The organism is Neobacillus phoenicis (assembly GCF_047302305.1).
GTDB lineage: Bacteria > Bacillota > Bacilli > Bacillales > Cytobacillaceae > Neobacillus.
In genome coordinates, this window is sequence record NZ_CP154847.1 from 357524 (window position 1) to 381031 (window position 23508).

Sequence of the window (23508 nt, forward strand, 5' to 3'; positions counted from 1 at the left end):
TTATTCACGTGTACCTCTGATTGATCATATCAAACTACATTATTTAGTGATGTGATGAAGAGGGATGGTCTATTTGACTAAACTGGTCTTTTCCGCCATTCTTACGACGAACTCCCCATCAACTACATCTATTATAGCATGTTGACCTGTCAATAAGGTGCCTTTAAGCAGCTCTTCAGAAAGACGGTCTTCAATATGCTTTTGAATCGCTCTGCGTAACGGTCTCGCCCCATATTCAGGGTCATACCCTTCTTGGGAAATTTTCCCTCTAGCAGCAGCTGTTAATTCTAACGAAATATTTTGTTCATTTAGACGCTTAATTAATTGATCAGATAGCAATGTAACGATTTCATCTAAATGCTTCTTCTCTAACGCATGGAATACAATGATTTCATCAATCCGGTTCAAGAATTCAGGACGGAAGGCTTTCTTGAGCTCTTCCATTACTTTACCCTTCATGTCTTTGTAATCCTGCTCGCCATCCTGAATATTAAAGCCCACATACTTGTTTCGCTTCAGGGCTTCAGCACCAACGTTGGATGTCATAATGAGGACAGTATTTCTAAAATCAACGGTTCTACCCTTAGAATCCGTTAATCGGCCATCTTCAAGGACTTGAAGGAGAATATTAAACACATCTGGATGTGCCTTTTCAATCTCATCAAGTAGAATAACAGAGTATGGTTTCCGGCGGACCTTTTCAGTTAATTGACCGCCTTCTTCATAGCCGACATATCCTGGAGGTGAACCTACAAGTCTAGAGGTAGAGTGCTTCTCCATATATTCAGACATATCAATCCTGATCATCGCATCCTCATCACCAAACATCGCCTCAGCAAGAGCACGCGCCAATTCCGTTTTACCCACTCCAGTAGGTCCAAGGAAAACAAAGGAACCAATAGGGCGCTTTGGATCTTTTAATCCGGCTCTAGCACGACGTACCGCTTTTGAAACAGCAATGACTGCTTCCTCCTGGCCAATGACTCGGGAATGCAGTAATTCTTCTAAATTAAGTAACTTAGCCGTTTCTGTTTCTGCAAGCTTAGAGACCGGTACTCCCGTCCAGCTCGAAACCACAGTTGCAATATCCTCTACTGTTACTTCATTGTTTTCTTTTCCTTGCTTTTCCTTCCACGTCTTCTTCGTTTCTTCTAACTGTTCGCGGAGACGCTGCTCTGTATCTCTTAGTGATGCAGCTTTTTCAAACTCCTGGCTTTGTACTGCCGCATCTTTTTCCTTACGTACTTCATCTAGCTTGACCTCTAATTCTTTTAAGTTTGGAGGTGTCGTATAGGAACGAAGGCGAACCTTAGAACCAGCTTCGTCGATTAAATCAATCGCCTTATCAGGCAGGAATCGGTCGGAAATATAACGGTCAGAAAGCTTAACAGCAGCTTCAATTGCTTCATCCGTAATCGAAACTCGGTGGTGGGCCTCATATCGGTCACGCAATCCTTGTAAAATTTGAACAGACTCTTCAGCTGTTGGCTCATCCACACGAATCGGCTGGAATCGGCGTTCTAGTGCGGCATCTTTTTCAATGTATTTTCGATATTCATCAAGCGTAGTTGCTCCGATACACTGAAGTTCACCACGTGCAAGCGATGGCTTTAAGATATTGGATGCATCAATCGCACCTTCAGCGCCTCCTGCCCCAATTAATGTGTGGAGCTCATCAATAAACAAGATGATATTTCCTGCTTGGCGGATTTCATCCATGACTTTTTTCAAACGGTCTTCAAATTCTCCGCGGTATTTGGTTCCGGCAACAACCGTTCCCATGTCTAATGTCATTACACGCTTATCTCGAAGAATTTCAGGTACCTCATTGTTGACAATTTGCTGGGCAAGACCTTCAGCAATCGCTGTTTTACCCACACCTGGTTCACCAATTAATACTGGATTATTTTTTGTCCGGCGGCTTAGAACTTCAATCACACGCTGAATTTCTTTACTACGTCCAATAACAGGATCCAGGCTGCCTTCACGGGCAATGGAGGTTAGATCTCGAGCAAGGCTATCGAGTGTTGGTGTATTAGCACTAACTGATGCACCACCCTGATGTCCCCCAGATTCATTACTTCCTAATAATTGAAGAACCTGCTGACGTGCTTTATTTAAGCTTACACCCAAGTTATTAAGTACTCGAGCAGCTACTCCTTCTCCTTCACGAATCAATCCCAGAAGTATATGCTCTGTACCCACATAAGAATGTCCTAGCTTTCTTGCCTCATCCATCGATAATTCGATGACCTTTTTCGCTCTAGGCGTATAGTGAATCGTTTGAGAAGCTTCTTGTCCTTTACCAATTAAATTTTCTACTTCCTTCTGAATTTTATCAGAACCTAATCCAAGACCATAAAGTGCTTTTGCTGCAATTCCTTCACCTTCTCGAACTAAGCCTAACAAAATATGCTCTGTTCCAATATTGTTGTGTCCAAGGCGAATTGCTTCCTCTTGTGCTAGTGCAAGAACCTTTTGTGCTCTTTCAGTAAAACGGCCGAACATCATATTCTCTTCCTCCTCACCTATTTTTGCTGTTCCATTTTAAGTCGTTCTCTAATTAAAGCTGCTCTCCTAATATCTCTTTCATGAGGTCTTAAAGGACCTCCGGCATACTGCTGGAGAAAACCTGGCTGTGTTAAGATCATTAATTCATTTAATATGGTTTTAGGCATGTTATCAATAAGGCCCATATCTATCCCAAGCCGTACATCAGATAAACACCTTGCTGCTTCCTTCGTTTCAATAATACGGCTATTCGTTAGAACTCCCAACGAACGGAAGACTCTGTCTTCTAATTGTATGTTCGAAGTTTTTCGTAATGCTTCTCTAGCAGACCTTTCTTGAGAAATGAGTTGACTTACAACCCCTTTCAGATCATGGCAGATGTCTTGTTCTGATTTTCCTAAGGTTATTTGATTAGAGATTTGAAAGATATTTCCTAGAGCTTCACTTCCCTCACCATAAATTCCTCGTACAACCAGCCCTAATTGGTTGATGGCCGGGATAATTCGATTAATTTGCTGCGTAAGGATTAACCCCGGCAGATGCATCATCACCGATGCCCGGAGACCTGTTCCAACATTGGTAGGGCAACTTGTTAAATAGCCATACTGTTCATCAAACGCATATTGAATATTACTTTCTAGCCAATCATCTATTTCATTTGCAGCATCTAAAGCTTCAGATAATTGCAAGCCTGGAAACAAACATTGAATTCGGATATGATCCTCTTCATTTATCATTATACTAACTTCTTCATTTTCGGTTAAAAGAACAGCACCATATGGTGAGTCCTCAGCAAGATGCGGACTAATTATATGCTTTTCTACTAGTACTCTTTTTTGTAGAGGCTGCATACTATCGATTTTTAATAGTTCCATCTGGCCAAACTTTTGTAGATCTGACTTTTGAAAAATTTCCTCCATATTTTCTATAATCTTTTTTGCCTCTTCATGTGAAAAAAGTGTTGGAAATTTATAGGCGTCAAAGTTTCGGGCTAAGCGAATCCGTGAACTTAGGACAATATCCGAATCAGGTCCCTCTTCACTCATCCAGGAACTAACTGCCTGATTAAGAAAACGTTCAAGCGACACGTTATTCCCCTCCCTCTTCGCTTCCATTTAATTGTTTCTCTAATGTGCGAATCTCATCGCGAATCTCCGCCGCATTCTCAAATTCTTCTTGGGAGATTGCGTTCCGTAAATTAAGTTTTAAGTCATCAATTTGCTTACGGAGAAAGATACTGCCGCCAATTCGTTTTGGAATTTTCCCATTATGTGTCCAGTTACCACTATGCAACCGTCGTAATACAGGTTTAAGTTGTTCTTTAAATGTTTCATAGCAATGCGCACATCCAAAGCGCCCTACTTTTAAAAACTGAGGAAATGTCATGGAGCAGTGTTCACACTGAAGGATTTCTTCTTGATGGAAAGGGCTTTGATTGGGTTTTTGATAAGAATCAATATTGAGTAAGCCGGCTAATAAGTTATTAAAAGCAAATCCTGATTCTCCACCAATCATAAACATTTCGCCCTTTTCCTGAGCACATTTTTCACAAAGATGCACTTCTGTTTTTTCACCATTAATGATTTTTGTAAAATGAAGTGCTGCAGGCCTTTGATTACATTCTTGGCAAATCATCTTTTCACCTCTCCAGCAGCAATAATTATTTATATTTTAATGATGTTAACATAGCTTTTAGAATTCTCGCACGCAATTCATCTCGGTATGGAAGATCAATATATAATACTGAACGGTCGATTACACTTAACATAATTTTAGCTTCCCGATTCGTAATAATTTCTTCCTGAACCAATCGTAAAATGACATCCTCTGCACTTGTTTGGCTAATGTGCTTTTGAATAAGTGAGAGCAATTGTTCGATTAAGTGGGCCAAATCATGAGATTGAACCTTCATAATTCTGATGTAACCGCCCCCACCTCGTTTGCTCTCGACAATATAGCCTCTTTCTATTGTAAAACGAGTGTTTATAACGTAATTAATTTGTGATGGAACACATTGAAATTTATCAGCAATTTCACTTCGTTTAATTTCAACAAGATCTTCCTCACTCATCTCAAGGACTTGCTTTAAGTATTTTTCAATGATATCGGAGATGTTTCTCATCTTCCCACCCCCTATCTTTCTGACTTTGACTATCTTTGACTTTGATTATACTGAAAATTTTATGTAGATGCAACGATTCCCTACTAATGATTTTCCCCAAATCTCGCGGTTGCGAAACCTTTAATTGTTTAAAAAATTTCATGATTGGAGGTTTAGAAATTAGATAGTTTGGTTGTTGAAGAGGTTTTGTCTTTTAATTATAGACAAAAAAAGACAACCCATTACAGGTTGTCTTTTTATTTGCCTGGCAACGTCCTACTCTCACAGGGACTTTCGTCCCAACTACCATCGGCGCTGAGAAGCTTAACTTCCGTGTTCGGTATGGGAACGGGTGTGACCTTCTCGCCATAGTTACCAGACTATTTTGTTAGAGAGATCGTTCTCTCAAAACTAGATAATGCAGAAGAAGTGTTTGTAAAAAACGAGTTCGCTTAAAACTTGGTTAAGTCCTCGAACGATTAGTATCAGTCAGCTCCACATGTTACCACGCTTCCACCTCTGACCTATCAACCTGATCATCTTTCAGGGTTCTTACTAGCTTGACGCTATGGGAAATCTCATCTTGAGGGGGGCTTCATGCTTAGATGCTTTCAGCACTTATCCCGTCCGCACATAGCTACCCAGCGATGCCTTTGGCAAGACAACTGGTACACCAGCGGTGCGTCCATCCCGGTCCTCTCGTACTAAGGACAGCTCCTCTCAAATTTCCTGCGCCCACGACGGATAGGGACCGAACTGTCTCACGACGTTCTGAACCCAGCTCGCGTACCGCTTTAATGGGCGAACAGCCCAACCCTTGGGACCGACTACAGCCCCAGGATGCGATGAGCCGACATCGAGGTGCCAAACCTCCCCGTCGATGTGGACTCTTGGGGGAGATAAGCCTGTTATCCCCGGGGTAGCTTTTATCCGTTGAGCGATGGCCCTTCCATGCGGAACCACCGGATCACTAAGCCCGACTTTCGTCCCTGCTCGACTTGTAGGTCTCGCAGTCAAGCTCCCTTGTGCCTTTACACTCTACGAATGATTTCCAACCATTCTGAGGGAACCTTTGGGCGCCTCCGTTACTCTTTAGGAGGCGACCGCCCCAGTCAAACTGCCCACCTGACACTGTCTCCCACCCCGATAAGGGGTGCGGGTTAGAATTTCAATACAGCCAGGGTAGTATCCCACCGACGCCTCCACCGAAGCTAGCGCTCCGGTTTCTACGGCTCCTACCTATCCTGTACAAGCTGTACCAAAATTCAATATCAGGCTACAGTAAAGCTCCACGGGGTCTTTCCGTCCTGTCGCGGGTAACCTGCATCTTCACAGGTACTATAATTTCACCGAGTCTCTCGTTGAGACAGTGCCCAGATCGTTACGCCTTTCGTGCGGGTCGGAACTTACCCGACAAGGAATTTCGCTACCTTAGGACCGTTATAGTTACGGCCGCCGTTTACTGGGGCTTCGATTCAGAGCTTCGCTTGCGCTAACCCCTCCTCTTAACCTTCCAGCACCGGGCAGGCGTCAGCCCCTATACTTCGCCTTGCGGCTTCGCAGAGACCTGTGTTTTTGCTAAACAGTCGCCTGGGCCTATTCACTGCGGCTCTTCGAGGCTATTCACCTCAAAAAGCACCCCTTCTCCCGAAGTTACGGGGTCATTTTGCCGAGTTCCTTAACGAGAGTTCTCTCGCTCACCTTAGGATTCTCTCCTCGCCTACCTGTGTCGGTTTGCGGTACGGGCACCTTTTATCTCGCTAGAGGCTTTTCTTGGCAGTGTGGAATCAGGAACTTCGGTACTAAATTTCCCTCGCTATCACAGCTCAGCCTTTACGGAAAGCGGATTTTCCTACTTTCCAGCCTAACTGCTTAGACGCGCATATCCAACAGCGCGCTTACCCTATCCTCCTGCGTCCCCCCATCACTCAAACGATAAAGAGGTGGTACAGGAATATCAACCTGTTGTCCATCGCCTACGCCTTTCGGCCTCGGCTTAGGTCCCGACTAACCCTGAGCGGACGAGCCTTCCTCAGGAAACCTTAGGCATACGGTGGATGAGATTCTCACTCATCTTTCGCTACTCATACCGGCATTCTCACTTCTAAGCGCTCCACCAGTCCTTACGGTCTAGCTTCAACGCCCTTAGAACGCTCTCCTACCACTGACATCTAAGATGTCAATCCACAGCTTCGGTGTTACGTTTAGCCCCGGTACATTTTCGGCGCAGAGTCACTCGACCAGTGAGCTATTACGCACTCTTTAAATGGTGGCTGCTTCTAAGCCAACATCCTGGTTGTCTAAGCAACTCCACATCCTTTTCCACTTAACGTAAACTTTGGGACCTTAGCTGGTGGTCTGGGCTGTTTCCCTTTTGACTACGGATCTTATCACTCGCAGTCTGACTCCCACGGATAAGTCTTTGGCATTCGGAGTTTGTCTGAATTCGGTAACCCGATGAGGGCCCCTAGTCCAAACAGTGCTCTACCTCCAAGACTCTAACTACGTGAGGCTAGCCCTAAAGCTATTTCGGAGAGAACCAGCTATCTCCAAGTTCGATTGGAATTTCTCCGCTACCCACACCTCATCCCCGCACTTTTCAACGTGCGTGGGTTCGGGCCTCCATCCAGTGTTACCTGGACTTCACCCTGGACATGGGTAGATCACCTGGTTTCGGGTCTACGACCACATACTCATTCGCCCTATTCAGACTCGCTTTCGCTGCGGCTCCGTCTCTTCAACTTAACCTTGCATGGGATCGTAACTCGCCGGTTCATTCTACAAAAGGCACGCTATCACCCATTAACGGGCTCTAACTACTTGTAGGCACACGGTTTCAGGAACTATTTCACTCCCCTTCCGGGGTGCTTTTCACCTTTCCCTCACGGTACTGGTTCACTATCGGTCACTAGGGAGTATTTAGCCTTGGGAGATGGTCCTCCCTGCTTCCGACCGGATTTCACGTGTCCGGCCGTACTCAGGATCCACTCAGGAGGGAACGAAGTTTCGACTACAGGGTTTTTACCTTCTCTGACGGGCCTTTCCAGGCCGCTTCATCTACCCCGTTCCTTTGTAACTCCATGTTGAGTGTCCTACAACCCCAAGAGGCAAGCCTCTTGGTTTGGGCTATGTCCCGTTTCGCTCGCCGCTACTCAGGGAATCGCGTTTGCTTTCTCTTCCTCCGGGTACTTAGATGTTTCAGTTCCCCGGGTATGCCTTCAATACCCTATGTATTCAGGTAAAGATACTGTTCCATTACGAACAGTGGGTTCCCCCATTCGGAAATCTCCGGATCAAAGCTTACTTACAGCTCCCCGAAGCATATCGGTGTTAGTCCCGTCCTTCATCGGCTCCTAGTGCCAAGGCATTCACCGTGCGCCCTTTCTAACTTAACCTAAAAGGTTTGTTTCTCTAAATTAATAGAGAGAAAACTAAAATGGCGATTACTCGATGTTTTACTTGACTTCTTCATTACGATTATCTAGTTTTCAAAGAACGATTAAAAAAAGCTTTGAGAGATTGCACTCTCAAAACTAAACAAACAAGAAACAATCAAACAAACATGTTTTGTCTGGCTCATATGTCCAGCTTATATCCTTAGAAAGGAGGTGATCCAGCCGCACCTTCCGATACGGCTACCTTGTTACGACTTCACCCCAATCATCTGTCCCACCTTAGGCGGCTGGCTCCTTACGGTTACCCCACCGACTTCGGGTGTTACAAACTCTCGTGGTGTGACGGGCGGTGTGTACAAGGCCCGGGAACGTATTCACCGCGGCATGCTGATCCGCGATTACTAGCGATTCCGGCTTCATGTAGGCGAGTTGCAGCCTACAATCCGAACTGAGAATGGTTTTATGGGATTGGCTAAACCTCGCGGTCTTGCAGCCCTTTGTACCACCCATTGTAGCACGTGTGTAGCCCAGGTCATAAGGGGCATGATGATTTGACGTCATCCCCACCTTCCTCCGGTTTGTCACCGGCAGTCACCTTAGAGTGCCCAACTGAATGCTGGCAACTAAGATCAAGGGTTGCGCTCGTTGCGGGACTTAACCCAACATCTCACGACACGAGCTGACGACAACCATGCACCACCTGTCACTCTGTCCCCCGAAGGGGAACGTCCTATCTCTAGGAGTGTCAGAGGATGTCAAGACCTGGTAAGGTTCTTCGCGTTGCTTCGAATTAAACCACATGCTCCACCGCTTGTGCGGGCCCCCGTCAATTCCTTTGAGTTTCAGCCTTGCGGCCGTACTCCCCAGGCGGAGTGCTTAATGCGTTAGCTGCAGCACTAAGGGGCGGAAACCCCCTAACACTTAGCACTCATCGTTTACGGCGTGGACTACCAGGGTATCTAATCCTGTTTGCTCCCCACGCTTTCGCGCCTCAGCGTCAGTTACAGACCAGAAAGCCGCCTTCGCCACTGGTGTTCCTCCACATCTCTACGCATTTCACCGCTACACGTGGAATTCCGCTTTCCTCTTCTGCACTCAAGTCCCCCAGTTTCCAATGACCCTCCACGGTTGAGCCGTGGGCTTTCACATCAGACTTAAAGGACCGCCTGCGCGCGCTTTACGCCCAATAATTCCGGACAACGCTTGCCACCTACGTATTACCGCGGCTGCTGGCACGTAGTTAGCCGTGGCTTTCTGGTTAGGTACCGTCAAGGTACCGGCAGTTACTCCGGTACTTGTTCTTCCCTAACAACAGAGCTTTACGACCCGAAGGCCTTCATCGCTCACGCGGCGTTGCTCCATCAGACTTTCGTCCATTGTGGAAGATTCCCTACTGCTGCCTCCCGTAGGAGTCTGGGCCGTGTCTCAGTCCCAGTGTGGCCGATCACCCTCTCAGGTCGGCTACGCATCGTCGCCTTGGTGAGCCGTTACCTCACCAACTAGCTAATGCGCCGCGGGCCCATCTGTAAGTGACAGCCGAAACCGTCTTTCAGCTTTTCCTCATGAGAGAAAAAGGATTATCCGGTATTAGCTCCGGTTTCCCGAAGTTATCCCAGTCTTACAGGCAGGTTGCCCACGTGTTACTCACCCGTCCGCCGCTAACCACCGAAGTGGTTCGCTCGACTTGCATGTATTAGGCACGCCGCCAGCGTTCGTCCTGAGCCAGGATCAAACTCTCCAAGAAAGTTGATTAGCTCATTTTGTTACGTTGGCTTAGCTTCACTAAGAAGCTAAATATTATTGTTTGTTGACGTTTTGTTTGTTTAGTTTTCAAAGAACAATTGTCTCATGTGCGACTTTTATATAGTATCAAATAATGATTATATTGTCAACACATTAATTTAATTGGTGGAGCCTAGCGGGATCGAACCGCTGACCTCCTGCGTGCAAAGCAGGCGCTCTCCCAGCTGAGCTAAGGCCCCAAAATATTAATGGTCGGGAAGACAGGATTCGAACCTGCGACCCCTTGGTCCCAAACCAAGTGCTCTACCAAGCTGAGCTACTTCCCGTAAAATATGGCGCGCCCGAAAGGAGTCGAACCCATAACCTTCTGATCCGTAGTCAGACGCTCTATCCAATTGAGCTACGGGCGCATTATTTTAAAAGTGGTGCCGAGGACCGGAATCGAACCGGTACGGTAGTCACCTACCGCAGGATTTTAAGTCCTGTGCGTCTGCCAGTTCCGCCACCCCGGCATTATGAGAGCGGAAGACGGGATTCGAACCCGCGACCCCCACCTTGGCAAGGTGGTGTTCTACCACTGAACTACTTCCGCATATAAAATTAAATGGTGCGGGTGAAGGGAGTCGAACCCCCACGCCTTGCGGCGCCAGATCCTAAGTCTGGTGCGTCTGCCAATTCCGCCACACCCGCATATTCATTTAAAATGGTGAGCCATGAAGGACTCGAACCTTCGACCCTCTGATTAAAAGTCAGATGCTCTACCAACTGAGCTAATGGCTCTCGAATTAAGATGATTCTTGCAATTAAATTAATAAAAGTGCCGGCGAGAGGACTTGAACCCCCAACCTACTGATTACAAGTCAGTTGCTCTACCAATTGAGCTACCCCGGCATTAGTTTGGAAAAAATATAAGTTTGTACACGCTATCCTAGTTATCGTCATCCTGACCTCAGAAAGCTTATTCAAGCTGCAACTCGGTCAGTATGCTGTAGATTATTCAGGAAGCTTATTCGGTCGTGCTCTACCAATTGAGCTACCCCGGCAGGTAAATATGGTGGAGGATGACGGGATCGAACCGCCGACCCTCTGCTTGTAAGGCAGATGCTCTCCCAGCTGAGCTAATCCTCCATAAATATATATAGCCTGGCAACGTCCTACTCTCACAGGGACTTTCGTCCCAACTACCATCGGCGCTGAGAAGCTTAACTTCCGTGTTCGGGATGGGAACGGGTGTGACCTTCTCGCCATAGTTACCGGACTATTTTATTAGAGAGATCATTCTCTCAAAACTAGATAATGCAGAAGAAGTGTTTGTAAAAAACGAGTTCGCTTAAAACTTGGTTAAGTCCTCGAACGATTAGTATCAGTCAGCTCCACATGTTACCACGCTTCCACCTCTGACCTATCAACCTGATCATCTTTCAGGGTTCTTACTAGCTTGACGCTATGGGAAATCTCATCTTGAGGGGGGCTTCATGCTTAGATGCTTTCAGCACTTATCCCGTCCGCACATAGCTACCCAGCGATGCCTTTGGCAAGACAACTGGTACACCAGCGGTGCGTCCATCCCGGTCCTCTCGTACTAAGGACAGCTCCTCTCAAATTTCCTGCGCCCACGACGGATAGGGACCGAACTGTCTCACGACGTTCTGAACCCAGCTCGCGTACCGCTTTAATGGGCGAACAGCCCAACCCTTGGGACCGACTACAGCCCCAGGATGCGATGAGCCGACATCGAGGTGCCAAACCTCCCCGTCGATGTGGACTCTTGGGGGAGATAAGCCTGTTATCCCCGGGGTAGCTTTTATCCGTTGAGCGATGGCCCTTCCATGCGGAACCACCGGATCACTAAGCCCGACTTTCGTCCCTGCTCGACTTGTAGGTCTCGCAGTCAAGCTCCCTTGTGCCTTTACACTCTACGAATGATTTCCAACCATTCTGAGGGAACCTTTGGGCGCCTCCGTTACTCTTTAGGAGGCGACCGCCCCAGTCAAACTGCCCACCTGACACTGTCTCCCACCCCGATAAGGGGTGCGGGTTAGAATTTCAATACAGCCAGGGTAGTATCCCACCGACGCCTCCACCGAAGCTAGCGCTCCGGTTTCTACGGCTCCTACCTATCCTGTACAAGCTGTACCAAAATTCAATATCAGGCTACAGTAAAGCTCCACGGGGTCTTTCCGTCCTGTCGCGGGTAACCTGCATCTTCACAGGTACTATAATTTCACCGAGTCTCTCGTTGAGACAGTGCCCAGATCGTTACGCCTTTCGTGCGGGTCGGAACTTACCCGACAAGGAATTTCGCTACCTTAGGACCGTTATAGTTACGGCCGCCGTTTACTGGGGCTTCGATTCAGAGCTTCGCTTGCGCTAACCCCTCCTCTTAACCTTCCAGCACCGGGCAGGCGTCAGCCCCTATACTTCGCCTTGCGGCTTCGCAGAGACCTGTGTTTTTGCTAAACAGTCGCCTGGGCCTATTCACTGCGGCTCTTCGAGGCTATTCACCTCAAAAAGCACCCCTTCTCCCGAAGTTACGGGGTCATTTTGCCGAGTTCCTTAACGAGAGTTCTCTCGCTCACCTTAGGATTCTCTCCTCGCCTACCTGTGTCGGTTTGCGGTACGGGCACCTTTTATCTCGCTAGAGGCTTTTCTTGGCAGTGTGGAATCAGGAACTTCGGTACTAAATTTCCCTCGCTATCACAGCTCAGCCTTTACGGAAAGCGGATTTTCCTACTTTCCAGCCTAACTGCTTAGACGCGCATATCCAACAGCGCGCTTACCCTATCCTCCTGCGTCCCCCCATCACTCAAACGATAAAGAGGTGGTACAGGAATATCAACCTGTTGTCCATCGCCTACGCCTTTCGGCCTCGGCTTAGGTCCCGACTAACCCTGAGCGGACGAGCCTTCCTCAGGAAACCTTAGGCATACGGTGGATGAGATTCTCACTCATCTTTCGCTACTCATACCGGCATTCTCACTTCTAAGCGCTCCACCAGTCCTTACGGTCTAGCTTCAACGCCCTTAGAACGCTCTCCTACCACTGACATCTAAGATGTCAATCCACAGCTTCGGTGTTACGTTTAGCCCCGGTACATTTTCGGCGCAGAGTCACTCGACCAGTGAGCTATTACGCACTCTTTAAATGGTGGCTGCTTCTAAGCCAACATCCTGGTTGTCTAAGCAACTCCACATCCTTTTCCACTTAACGTAAACTTTGGGACCTTAGCTGGTGGTCTGGGCTGTTTCCCTTTTGACTACGGATCTTATCACTCGCAGTCTGACTCCCACGGATAAGTCTTTGGCATTCGGAGTTTGTCTGAATTCGGTAACCCGATGAGGGCCCCTAGTCCAAACAGTGCTCTACCTCCAAGACTCTAACTACGTGAGGCTAGCCCTAAAGCTATTTCGGAGAGAACCAGCTATCTCCAAGTTCGATTGGAATTTCTCCGCTACCCACACCTCATCCCCGCACTTTTCAACGTGCGTGGGTTCGGGCCTCCATCCAGTGTTACCTGGACTTCACCCTGGACATGGGTAGATCACCTGGTTTCGGGTCTACGACCACATACTCATTCGCCCTATTCAGACTCGCTTTCGCTGCGGCTCCGTCTCTTCAACTTAACCTTGCATGGGATCGTAACTCGCCGGTTCATTCTACAAAAGGCACGCTATCACCCATTAACGGGCTCTAACTACTTGTAGGCACACGGTTTCAGGAACTATTTCACTCCCCTTCCGGGGTGCTTTTCACCTTTCCCTCACGGTACTGGTTCACTATCGGTCACTAGGGAGTATTTAGCCTTGGGAGATGGTCCTCCCTGCTTCCGACCGGATTTCACGTGTCCGGCCGTACTCAGGATCCACTCAGGAGGGAACGAAGTTTCGACTACAGGGTTTTTACCTTCTCTGACGGGCCTTTCCAGGCCGCTTCATCTACCCCGTTCCTTTGTAACTCCATGTTGAGTGTCCTACAACCCCAAGAGGCAAGCCTCTTGGTTTGGGCTATGTCCCGTTTCGCTCGCCGCTACTCAGGGAATCGCGTTTGCTTTCTCTTCCTCCGGGTACTTAGATGTTTCAGTTCCCCGGGTATGCCTTCAATACCCTATGTATTCAGGTAAAGATACTGTTCCATTACGAACAGTGGGTTCCCCCATTCGGAAATCTCCGGATCAAAGCTTACTTACAGCTCCCCGAAGCATATCGGTGTTAGTCCCGTCCTTCATCGGCTCCTAGTGCCAAGGCATTCACCGTGCGCCCTTTCTAACTTAACCTAAAAGGTTTGTTTCTCTAAATTAATAGAGAGAAAACTAAAATGGCGATTACTCGATGTTTTACTTGACTTCTTCATTACGATTATCTAGTTTTCAAAGAACGATTAAAAAAGCTTTGAGAGATTGCACTCTCAAAACTAAACAAACAAGAAACAATCAAACAAACATGTTTTGTCTGGCTCATATGTCCAGCTTATATCCTTAGAAAGGAGGTGATCCAGCCGCACCTTCCGATACGGCTACCTTGTTACGACTTCACCCCAATCATCTGTCCCACCTTAGGCGGCTGGCTCCTTACGGTTACCCCACCGACTTCGGGTGTTACAAACTCTCGTGGTGTGACGGGCGGTGTGTACAAGGCCCGGGAACGTATTCACCGCGGCATGCTGATCCGCGATTACTAGCGATTCCGGCTTCATGTAGGCGAGTTGCAGCCTACAATCCGAACTGAGAATGGTTTTATGGGATTGGCTAAACCTCGCGGTCTTGCAGCCCTTTGTACCATCCATTGTAGCACGTGTGTAGCCCAGGTCATAAGGGGCATGATGATTTGACGTCATCCCCACCTTCCTCCGGTTTGTCACCGGCAGTCACCTTAGAGTGCCCAACTGAATGCTGGCAACTAAGATCAAGGGTTGCGCTCGTTGCGGGACTTAACCCAACATCTCACGACACGAGCTGACGACAACCATGCACCACCTGTCACTCTGTCCCCCGAAGGGGAACGTCCTATCTCTAGGAGTGTCAGAGGATGTCAAGACCTGGTAAGGTTCTTCGCGTTGCTTCGAATTAAACCACATGCTCCACCGCTTGTGCGGGCCCCCGTCAATTCCTTTGAGTTTCAGCCTTGCGGCCGTACTCCCCAGGCGGAGTGCTTAATGCGTTAGCTGCAGCACTAAGGGGCGGAAACCCCCTAACACTTAGCACTCATCGTTTACGGCGTGGACTACCAGGGTATCTAATCCTGTTTGCTCCCCACGCTTTCGCGCCTCAGCGTCAGTTACAGACCAGAAAGCCGCCTTCGCCACTGGTGTTCCTCCACATCTCTACGCATTTCACCGCTACACGTGGAATTCCGCTTTCCTCTTCTGCACTCAAGTCCCCCAGTTTCCAATGACCCTCCACGGTTGAGCCGTGGGCTTTCACATCAGACTTAAAGGACCGCCTGCGCGCGCTTTACGCCCAATAATTCCGGACAACGCTTGCCACCTACGTATTACCGCGGCTGCTGGCACGTAGTTAGCCGTGGCTTTCTGGTTAGGTACCGTCAAGGTACCGGCAGTTACTCCGGTACTTGTTCTTCCCTAACAACAGAGCTTTACGACCCGAAGGCCTTCATCGCTCACGCGGCGTTGCTCCATCAGACTTTCGTCCATTGTGGAAGATTCCCTACTGCTGCCTCCCGTAGGAGTCTGGGCCGTGTCTCAGTCCCAGTGTGGCCGATCACCCTCTCAGGTCGGCTACGCATCGTCGCCTTGGTGAGCCGTTACCTCACCAACTAGCTAATGCGCCGCGGGCCCATCTGTAAGTGACAGCCGAAACCGTCTTTCAGCTTTTCCTCATGAGAGGAAAAGGATTATCCGGTATTAGCTCCGGTTTCCCGAAGTTATCCCAGTCTTACAGGCAGGTTGCCCACGTGTTACTCACCCGTCCGCCGCTAACCACCGAAGTGGTTCGCTCGACTTGCATGTATTAGGCACGCCGCCAGCGTTCGTCCTGAGCCAGGATCAAACTCTCCAAGAAAGTTGATTAGCTCATTTTGTTACGTTGGCTTGTTTCAATTAAGAAACAAAATATTATTGTTTGTTGACGTTTTTGTTTGTTTAGTTTTCAAAGAGCAATGTCTTCATCGCTTGAAAGCGACTTTATTATCTTACCAAGTTATCAATCGAAAGTCAATAACTTTTTTAACTACTTTTTTCTTACTAAGTTACTGTCTCGCAGCAACAGATATTAATATACCATCAATATCACTTGGGCGCAATAGCGTTTTTCGCTTTTATTCTTATTTATTTAAAGTAAAAATATTCATACAAATTATTCGAAATGAAAAGTACCAACTTGAACTTAAAGGGTTCCTTTTTTGGATGCTTTCTTATTGAAAGAAACATGAATTGGCATACGCTTTTTCTTCATTCCCATATCTAAGATCACGAGAGTCCGCACTTATCGGTTGGGAAAACTGGTTAAGCACCTGATTCGAGCTGATAAATAGGCGGAGAAATTCCGCTTATTTAAAGATTATTAGAAAAAAGAGCTAAAATAGAGGGAGAAATTCCGCCTATTGATTCAAAAAATGCGAAAATGGGAGATTTTTTTTGAATAAGCGGAAATCCTCCCCTTATTTTCCCCCGAAACGAGCTCCATTCTACATGTAAGCGGAAAATCTCCCCTTATTTTACTATTGCTAGTGGCTCGATTAAGGGAAAGACATCTTATTCAAGAGGGAGTGAGTATAGCTCCAAAATCCAAAAGAACATCATTTAGATGCATTATGGTGAACCGTATCACAAGTAAGTTAGGTTTAATAATATATTCCTAATAAAGAAACTCGCCAATTATGGCGAGTTTTACTTCTTTATATTAACGATGACGCATTAATGGGAATAATAGAACGTCGCGAATGGATGGTGAGTTGGTTAATAGCATAACTAGGCGGTCGATACCGATTCCTAGTCCACCTGTTGGCGGCATTCCATATTCTAATGCTTCAACGAAGTCGTCATCCATCATATGGGCTTCATCGTTACCTTGTTCACGCTCTTTTAATTGTGCTTCAAAACGTTCTCTTTGATCAATTGGATCGTTTAGTTCTGTGAAGGCATTCGCATGCTCACGCGCAACGATAAACAATTCGAACCGATCTGTGAATCGAGGATCTTCTTCATTTTTCTTTGCTAAAGGTGAAATTTCTACTGGGTGACCAAAAATAAAGGTAGGTTGAATCAGTTTCTCTTCAACTTTTTGCTCGAAGAACTCATTTACAATATGACCGTAAAGCATATTATCGTTTATCTCTACACCGTGTTCTTTTGCAAGTTGACGTGCCTCTTCTACACTCATTTTTTTCCAGAAGTCCACACCAGTATATTCTTTAATTGCATCTACCATATGAAGTCTCTTCCACTCAGGTTTAAGGTCTACTTCATATTCACCATATTGAATAGTTGTAGTCCCTACAACCTCTTCAGCAATATGTGCAATTAAGTTTTCTGTTAGACTCATAATGTCTCTGTAATCGGCATACGCTTCATACAGCTCAATCATTGTGAATTCTGGGTTGTGTCGTGTTGACACTCCCTCATTTCGGAATACACGGCCGATTTCATAAACCTTCTCAAGTCCTCCAACAATTAGACGCTTTAAGTGAAGCTCAATTGCAATCCTCATAAATAAAGGCATATCTAGAGCATTATGGTGGGTAATGAACGGTCTAGCAGATGCTCCACCAGCGATAGAGTGCATCATTGGCGTTTCCACTTCTAAATAGCCATGGCTATCTAAATAGCGGCGCATAGATTGGATAATACGACTTCTAGCAATAAATGTCGCCTTGCTTTCTTGGCTCATGATGAGATCCAAGTAACGCTGGCGGTAGCGTTGCTCTACATCTTTTAATCCGTGGAATTTATCCGGTAGTGGACGGAGCGCCTTCGTTAAAAATTCAAAGTTCTCAACCTTTACAGAAAGCTCACCGACTTTTGTTTTAAATAGAGTACCTGTTACGCCGATAATATCGCCCAAATCAGCAGAATCAAAGATCTTATATGCCTCTTCACCGATTGCATCTTGACGAACATAAACTTGAATTTGTCCGGTTAGATCTTGAACATGAGCAAATCCAGCCTTCCCTTTACCACGCTTAGTCATAATACGACCAGCTAAAGAGACAGAGACATTTTTCGCTTCAAGGTCTTCCTTTTCAACTTCTCCATATTGATTAATTAATTCGATTGCGTTGTGAGAACGGTCAAAACGCTTACCAAATGGATCAAGACCTTGCTCACGCATACTGCTCATTTTTTCGCGTCTGACCCGCAGTTGGTCATTTAATTCTTCCTGACTCAAAGCTATCAACTCCATTTTTTCTTTTATTATGTAAAACGCTAAACAAATCCGCGCATTATCACTTTTTTTACATACTATATTATTTTACACAAACTTAAGAATTCAGACATCAAAAAAGTACGTAAATAGAATAAAAACTGCCAGTTATTCTACTGGCAGCTTCATTCTAATCAAAAATAGTATAGAAAAAGATAGATTAGATGTCAAACTAACCTACGATTAATTCACTTTGTTCTAATTCTTCAACCTCAGCAACCAATCCATTAAGAAGGATGACTAGGTCTTCTCTTGTATTACATTCATTGATAGCATTGCGGACTGTTCCATTTCCACGAACACCTTTTAAATACCAAGCGGCATGCTTACGCATTTCCCGTACAGCGATATACTCACTCTTAAGTGCAATAAGACGATCTAGGTGCAGGATGCATACATCAATTTTTTCACGCACAGAAGGCTCTGCCATTAATTTACCTGTTTCTAAATATTGAACCGTACGGTAAATCATCCATGGATTTCCTAGAGCTGCTCTGCCAATCATGACGCCATCAACACCGGTTTCATCTAACATTCTTTTCGCATCCTGTGGTGTTTGCACATCCCCATTACCGATTACCGGAATGTTAACAGATTGTTTAACTTCACGAATGATATCCCAGTTTGCTTTTCCTTCATACATTTGAACACGCGTACGACCGTGAAGGGCAACTGCCTTACCGCCTGCTCTCTCAACAGCCTGGGCGTTTTGAATCGCAAAAATATGCTCGTCGTCCCATCCCATACGCATTTTAACTGTAACTGGTTTTTCTACCTCTGCAACAACAGCAGAAACCATTTCATAGATTTTATTCGGATCTAACAGCCACTTAGCCCCAGCATCACACTTCGTAATTTTCGGAACTGGACAGCCCATATTAATATCGATGATATCTGCATTCGTGTTTTTATCTACAAATTTCGCTGCTTCTACGAGTGTTTCTTTTTCACCGCCAAAAATTTGCAAGCTTAGCGGCTTTTCACGTTCGTCAATATAAAGCATATTCATTGTTTTTTCATTTTTTAAAACGATTCCTTTGTCACTAATCATTTCGGCACAAACTAAGCCTGCTCCAAATTCTTTGACCGTCAAACGAAATGCTGAGTTACATACACCGGCCATTGGTGCTAGGACAACAGGATTTTTCATTTCAATATCGCCGATCTTTAACAACTATTACGCCCTCCCTATTCTTTCGGACTTAAATCATCTATAGTTATTTTTAAGGAGTGAGCGATGCGCTCTAGTAAATCCTCTGCAGGCAGACGATTTCCTCTTTCAATTTCTCCTAGTATTGATACTGATACTCCTAGTTCCTTCGAGAAGCTTTCTTGCGTAAAACCTTTTAGCTTTCGATAGGCTCGAATACGTCTTCCCCATTTTTCTGCTTCCATATTCGGACTCCTTCTTTATCAGGTATAGCATTTATCCATGCTGCTAGAGGTTTTTCCATTTCTGGAATACTGATGTCACGATTTGTTTCTAAAAGTGGAATCATCACAAACGCCCGCTCTATCATTCTCGGATGTGGAACGATTAGCTTCTCCGTTTCAATATTTTCTTGGTTATAAAGGAGAATGTCAAGGTCTATTGTGCGTGGACCCCATTTAATCTCCCTTTTTCTTCCAAGTTCTAGTTCAGTCTTCAGACATACTTCTAATAATTCCATTGCACTAAATGCTGTTTGAATCTCAATTACCATATTTAAAAATAAATCTTGTTCTTCATAGCCTACAGGGTCTGTTTCATAAATGGAGGAATAATTTACTAGTTCTATCTGTGTATACTCTGCTAAACACTTAATGGCAGCCATTAGATTATCATAACGGTTTCCTATGTTAGAACCAAGGGCAATAAATGCTGTATTTTCCACTTTTATCTTCTCCTCGTAATTTCTACTGCAACAGACCGATAGTGACCAGGAATAGGCGGGTCTGGTTTAATGACCTTTACCGTCACATCCAAAACTAAAGGAAATTGCTTCAACACACTGCCAGCAATTCTTTCTGCAACAGCTTCCACTAACTTATAGGGTTTTCCCTCAACTATTTCTTTGCACACTTGATAAAGTTCACCATAATTGACGGAATGCTCAAGTTCGTCCGTTTCTCCAGCTTTTTTCAAATCAACTGTCACTGATAAATCCACAGCAAAACGTTGTCCTAATCGGTTCTCTTCGGGAAACACACCATGGTACCCGTAAAATTCCATCCTATTGACATATATTTTATCCAAGTACTTCACCCTTCCCCATTAGTACATCCATCATTTTTGCCATTCTACTCATTTCTTTAATATCATGCACCCGAATAATTTGGCAGCCTTTTTGTATTCCGTAACAAACCGTTGCTCCCGTGCCTTCCATTCTTTCTTCAACAGGGAGATTTAACGCTTGTCCAATGAGTGATTTTCTTGATGTCCCTAGAAGAACCGGATAGCCAAGCATTACTAATTTGTCTAAATTTTGCATTGTCAGCACATTTTCATTATAGTCGCGCGCAAAACCGATACCTGGATCGAGGATTATATTTTCATCTCTTACTCCGGCTTTTTTTGCAATAGCAATACTTTCAAAAAGGTCATTTATAACATCTCTCATAAAACATTGATAATTCCGTTCATGTCGATTATGCATTAACACAATGGGAACATCATATTGAGCAGCCACAGGGGCCATTTGCTCATCAGCCTTTGCTCCCCAAATATCGTTAATAATATGAGCTCCTGCTTCAATTGCTTGTTTGGCAACTTCCGCTTTATAGGTATCAATGGAAATTGGTACTTGGACATGCTCTGAAATCGCCTTAATAATAGGGATGACTCTTTCTAACTCTTCTTCTACAGGAACAGCTGCAAAGCCTGGTCGAGTTGATTCGCCGCCAATATCGATAATATCCGCACCATTCGCTACCATTTCTTCCGCATGTTCAATTGCTTTTTCAATATGATTATATTTACCGCCATCAGAGAAGGAATCTGGAGTGACATTTAGAATTCCCATGATCATAGTTTTCTTTGTAAAGTCTAAGGTATAAGGTCCACAATGAATTTGTCGTTGGTGTCCGTTCAACCCAATTCCTCCTAGCTATGTGTAATTCACTCTTTTTATCATACATGAAATTTGGAAATGTTTCATTTCTAACAGAAAGGTTCTTTTAAACTTGCCTGTTGATTTCCGCTCCAGGCGCTTCGCTTTCCGCGGGCGTGCCGGGGAGCCTCCTCGTCGCTGACGCTCCTGCGGGGTCTCCCCTGCCCCGTACTCCCGCAGGAGTCTTCGCGCCTTCCGCTCCAATCAACAGAGTGCCATAATGAGCTTTAACATAGTCAACAAAAAAGAGGCATCGGCAACAGCCAATGCCTCTCTCTATTTATTTACTCAGCATCATATTGGTAAAGCGGAGTACTTAAGTAGCGCTCACCGTTATCTGGAATGATTGCTAGGACCTTTTTACCTTTTCCAAGCTTCTTAGCTACTTCTAATGCAGCGTGAATGGCCGCACCTGAAGAGATTCCGCCAAGAATACCTTCTTCTGTTGCTGCTCGACGTGAAGCAGTAAATGCATCTTCCGCCGCTACTTGGATAATTTCATCATAAATTTCTGTATTAAGAGTATCAGGGACAAATCCAGCACCGATTCCTTGAATTTTGTGAGGACCTGGTTTTCCACCTGAAAGCACTGGAGAATCTGTTGGTTCGACAGCAATGATTTTAATCCCAGGGAAGTTTTCACGAAGGACTTCACCTGCACCAGTAATGGTTCCACCTGTGCCAATTCCTGAAATAAATGCATCTAATTGTTCCATTTGCTGGACAATTTCTGGACCTGTTGTTCTACGGTGAACTTCTGGATTCGCTTCATTTTTGAATTGCTGTGGCATGAAGTATCCATTCTCAGCAGCTAAAGCCTCTGCTCTTGCAATCGCACCCTTCATTCCTTCAGGACCAGGTGTTAGAACTAATTCAGCTCCATAAGCACGAAGAAGATTTCTTCTTTCTAAACTCATCGTTTCCGGCATAACAAGAATAGCCCTATATCCCTTCGCCGCCGCAACCATAGCAAGCCCGATACCAGTATTTCCACTTGTAGGTTCAATAATTGTATTTACACCTGGCTTAATTAACCCTTTTTCCTCTGCGGATTCAATCATCGATAAACCGATACGATCTTTCACACTGCTGCCTGGATTGAAATATTCCAGCTTTAAGTAAACCTCAGCACTATTTTCATCTACTAATCTGTTTAATTTAACAATAGGAGTTTGGCCGACTAATTCGGCAACTGAATTTGCAACGCGAACCATATTGGCACCTCTATTCCGAGTATTTTTATTGGATTTATAATGAATTTACCAGTTTTATACTTGTTTTGTCAATGGTTTTAGCTCGCTAAAATATTGAAATTTTCCGCAATTTTCGTAAAAGAAAAACACAGACATTATGCTGTGTTTTTTTACCATGTCTTACTCTTTATTTTTTTCTTTTCCATAGAACCATTTTACCTCAGCCTCGTCCCAAAAATTTGAAGCTGTAGCAGGTATTTTCATTTGCTCAAGAGCTATTTGCCGGCGGATTTGTTCTTTCACTTCATCAAAGGAATAACTTTTTCCGCTCAGCTTACCTTCTAGCTTAATTAAGACGTACCCATCATCCACCTTCATTGGTTTACTGTACGCACCCTTTTTAAGCTTTTTAGCAGTATCTATATATTTTTGGGGATACCGTTCATCCTCTACAGTAATATACCCAATATCTCCGCCTTCATTAGCTGAGAATTCATCAATCGAGCGCTCCATGGCCAAGGCAGAAAAACTAGATCCATGCGCTAACTCTTTTGATGCTTTTGCTGCTTCACCTTTTGTTTTGACAATAAGATGTGATAGATGATAGGCAGTAGGAACATTGAAAAGGTCTTTATTTTTTTCATAATACCTTTTTAATTCTTTTGAAGACACATCCACATCTCTTGTTAAAAGTTCTTCTAACAAAAGGGTATTACGTATTTCTTCTTTCCACTTCTTATCGCTCGCATGGTTTTTTTGACTAAGCGGATCTACAGTAGTTTGGAGCATTCTAAATTCACGCTCAACCTCTTGATCTGAAATTTTTATTTTGTACTTAGCCGCTGTTTCTTTAACAACCTTTTGATCGATCATTTCCTTTAAAACATCTTTCCCATATTTGGCTTCTAACTCATTTAGCCAATCCTGCCTGGAAATCTCCGTTTTTCCTATTGTTGCAACGGCTTCCTCACTCATCGCTGCCCCGCTTGCTTCTTTCACCTTCGACTGAAAAAAAACAACCGTTAGAATATTCACCAAAATAAGGGCAGCAATTACCATCCAAAGCTGCTTCTTCCCCAATTTTTTTCCCCCTAGGAAA

The 23508-nt window shown here is 45.1% G+C and carries 12 protein-coding genes, 9 tRNA genes and 6 rRNA genes; all 27 read right to left on the reverse strand.

All coding sequences use genetic code 11. The annotated features are described in order from the left end of the window. Window positions 1-69 precede the first annotated feature (69 nt). A complete protein-coding gene (clpC, locus tag AA0X95_RS01840; RefSeq protein ID WP_309857028.1) occupies window positions 70-2511 on the reverse strand; it encodes an ATP-dependent protease ATP-binding subunit ClpC in 2442 nt (813 codons plus the stop codon). A gap of 17 nt (window positions 2512-2528) precedes the next feature. Beyond that, window positions 2529-3599: a protein arginine kinase gene (locus AA0X95_RS01845; RefSeq protein ID WP_413304734.1), complete on the reverse strand. Its 1071-nt coding sequence runs from the start codon at window positions 3597-3599 to the stop codon at window positions 2529-2531. A gap of 1 nt (window position 3600) precedes the next feature. Beyond that, window positions 3601-4146, reverse strand: a complete 546-nt coding sequence (locus tag AA0X95_RS01850) for a UvrB/UvrC motif-containing protein (protein WP_413304737.1) — start codon at window positions 4144-4146, stop codon at window positions 3601-3603. Between the two features lie 25 nt (window positions 4147-4171). Beyond that, on the reverse strand, window positions 4172-4633 hold the full coding sequence (locus tag AA0X95_RS01855; RefSeq protein ID WP_413304739.1) for a CtsR family transcriptional regulator: 462 nt from the start codon (window positions 4631-4633) through the stop codon (window positions 4172-4174). Between the two features lie 242 nt (window positions 4634-4875). Then, window positions 4876-4992, reverse strand: a 5S ribosomal RNA gene (gene rrf / locus AA0X95_RS01860). A gap of 79 nt (window positions 4993-5071) precedes the next feature. After that, window positions 5072-8007 (reverse strand): 23S ribosomal RNA (locus AA0X95_RS01865). Between the two features lie 206 nt (window positions 8008-8213). Next, a 16S ribosomal RNA gene (locus AA0X95_RS01870) occupies window positions 8214-9751 on the reverse strand. 162 nt (window positions 9752-9913) lie between these two features. Continuing rightward, window positions 9914-9989 (reverse strand) — tRNA-Ala (locus tag AA0X95_RS01875). A gap of 10 nt (window positions 9990-9999) precedes the next feature. After that, window positions 10000-10076: transfer RNA gene (locus AA0X95_RS01880), tRNA-Pro, on the reverse strand. Window positions 10077-10083: 7 nt separating this feature from the next. After that, window positions 10084-10160 (reverse strand) — tRNA-Arg (locus tag AA0X95_RS01885). A gap of 13 nt (window positions 10161-10173) precedes the next feature. Beyond that, a tRNA-Leu gene (locus AA0X95_RS01890) sits at window positions 10174-10262 on the reverse strand. Between the two features lie 8 nt (window positions 10263-10270). Continuing rightward, window positions 10271-10342 (reverse strand) — tRNA-Gly (locus AA0X95_RS01895). Window positions 10343-10355: 13 nt separating this feature from the next. Continuing rightward, window positions 10356-10440, reverse strand: a tRNA-Leu gene (locus AA0X95_RS01900). A 14-nt stretch (window positions 10441-10454) separates the two neighbouring features. Further along, window positions 10455-10530 (reverse strand) — tRNA-Lys (locus tag AA0X95_RS01905). Between the two features lie 38 nt (window positions 10531-10568). Then, window positions 10569-10641: transfer RNA gene (locus AA0X95_RS01910), tRNA-Thr, on the reverse strand. A 161-nt stretch (window positions 10642-10802) separates the two neighbouring features. Continuing rightward, window positions 10803-10878, reverse strand: a tRNA-Val gene (locus AA0X95_RS01915). A 13-nt stretch (window positions 10879-10891) separates the two neighbouring features. Further along, window positions 10892-11008: ribosomal RNA gene (rrf, locus tag AA0X95_RS01920) — 5S ribosomal RNA — on the reverse strand. Between the two features lie 79 nt (window positions 11009-11087). Beyond that, window positions 11088-14023, reverse strand: a 23S ribosomal RNA gene (locus tag AA0X95_RS01925). A gap of 205 nt (window positions 14024-14228) precedes the next feature. Further along, a 16S ribosomal RNA gene (locus AA0X95_RS01930) occupies window positions 14229-15766 on the reverse strand. The 16S, 23S and 5S rRNA genes sit together here with 9 tRNA genes alongside, the layout of an rRNA operon. 840 nt (window positions 15767-16606) lie before the next feature. After that, entirely contained in the window at window positions 16607-18106 is a 1500-nt protein-coding gene (gene lysS, locus AA0X95_RS01935; RefSeq protein WP_413304741.1) for a lysine--tRNA ligase, read from the reverse strand. A 193-nt stretch (window positions 18107-18299) separates the two neighbouring features. Further along, window positions 18300-19301, reverse strand: coding sequence for a tRNA dihydrouridine synthase DusB (dusB, locus tag AA0X95_RS01940; protein WP_413304743.1), 1002 nt, complete (start codon window positions 19299-19301; stop codon window positions 18300-18302). A 14-nt stretch (window positions 19302-19315) separates the two neighbouring features. Next, window positions 19316-19522, reverse strand: a complete 207-nt coding sequence (locus AA0X95_RS01945) for a helix-turn-helix domain-containing protein (RefSeq protein WP_413304746.1) — start codon at window positions 19520-19522, stop codon at window positions 19316-19318. Continuing rightward, complete coding sequence (folK, locus tag AA0X95_RS01950; protein WP_413304748.1) at window positions 19474-20001, reverse strand: 2-amino-4-hydroxy-6-hydroxymethyldihydropteridine diphosphokinase; 528 nt, start codon at window positions 19999-20001, stop codon at window positions 19474-19476. Before folK ends, AA0X95_RS01945 begins: the two co-directional genes overlap by 49 nt. Window positions 20002-20003: 2 nt before the next feature. Next, window positions 20004-20363 carry a dihydroneopterin aldolase gene (gene folB, locus AA0X95_RS01955; RefSeq protein ID WP_413304751.1) on the reverse strand — a complete coding sequence of 120 codons (360 nt, stop codon included), beginning with the start codon at window positions 20361-20363 and terminating at the stop codon, window positions 20004-20006. After that, window positions 20356-21135 carry a dihydropteroate synthase gene (gene folP, locus AA0X95_RS01960; protein ID WP_413309805.1) on the reverse strand — a complete coding sequence of 260 codons (780 nt, stop codon included), beginning with the start codon at window positions 21133-21135 and terminating at the stop codon, window positions 20356-20358. The genes folB and folP overlap by 8 nt, the downstream gene beginning before the upstream one ends. A 365-nt stretch (window positions 21136-21500) precedes the next feature. Further along, complete coding sequence (gene cysK, locus AA0X95_RS01965) at window positions 21501-22430, reverse strand: cysteine synthase A (RefSeq protein ID WP_413304753.1); 930 nt, start codon at window positions 22428-22430, stop codon at window positions 21501-21503. A 159-nt stretch (window positions 22431-22589) separates the two neighbouring features. Further along, window positions 22590-23489, reverse strand: a complete 900-nt coding sequence (locus AA0X95_RS01970; RefSeq protein WP_413304756.1) for a peptidyl-prolyl cis-trans isomerase — start codon at window positions 23487-23489, stop codon at window positions 22590-22592. Window positions 23490-23508: the final 19 nt, after the last annotated feature.

What these genes read in the sequence shown, in the direction of transcription:
- AA0X95_RS01855 (WP_413304739.1), bottom strand. Translation starts at nt 4,633, where the DNA reads ATGAGAAACATCTCCGATATCATTGAAAAATACTTAAAGCAAGTCCTT.
- clpC (WP_309857028.1), bottom strand. Translation starts at nt 2,511, where the DNA reads ATGATGTTCGGCCGTTTTACTGAAAGAGCACAAAAGGTTCTTGCACTA.
- AA0X95_RS01945 (WP_413304746.1), bottom strand. Translation starts at nt 19,522, where the DNA reads ATGGAAGCAGAAAAATGGGGAAGACGTATTCGAGCCTATCGAAAGCTA.
- lysS (WP_413304741.1), bottom strand. Translation starts at nt 18,106, where the DNA reads ATGGAGTTGATAGCTTTGAGTCAGGAAGAATTAAATGACCAACTGCGG.
- folP (WP_413309805.1), bottom strand. Translation starts at nt 21,135, where the DNA reads ATGATCATGGGAATTCTAAATGTCACTCCAGATTCCTTCTCTGATGGC.
- AA0X95_RS01850 (WP_413304737.1), bottom strand. Translation starts at nt 4,146, where the DNA reads ATGATTTGCCAAGAATGTAATCAAAGGCCTGCAGCACTTCATTTTACA.
- cysK (WP_413304753.1), bottom strand. Translation starts at nt 22,430, where the DNA reads ATGGTTCGCGTTGCAAATTCAGTTGCCGAATTAGTCGGCCAAACTCCT.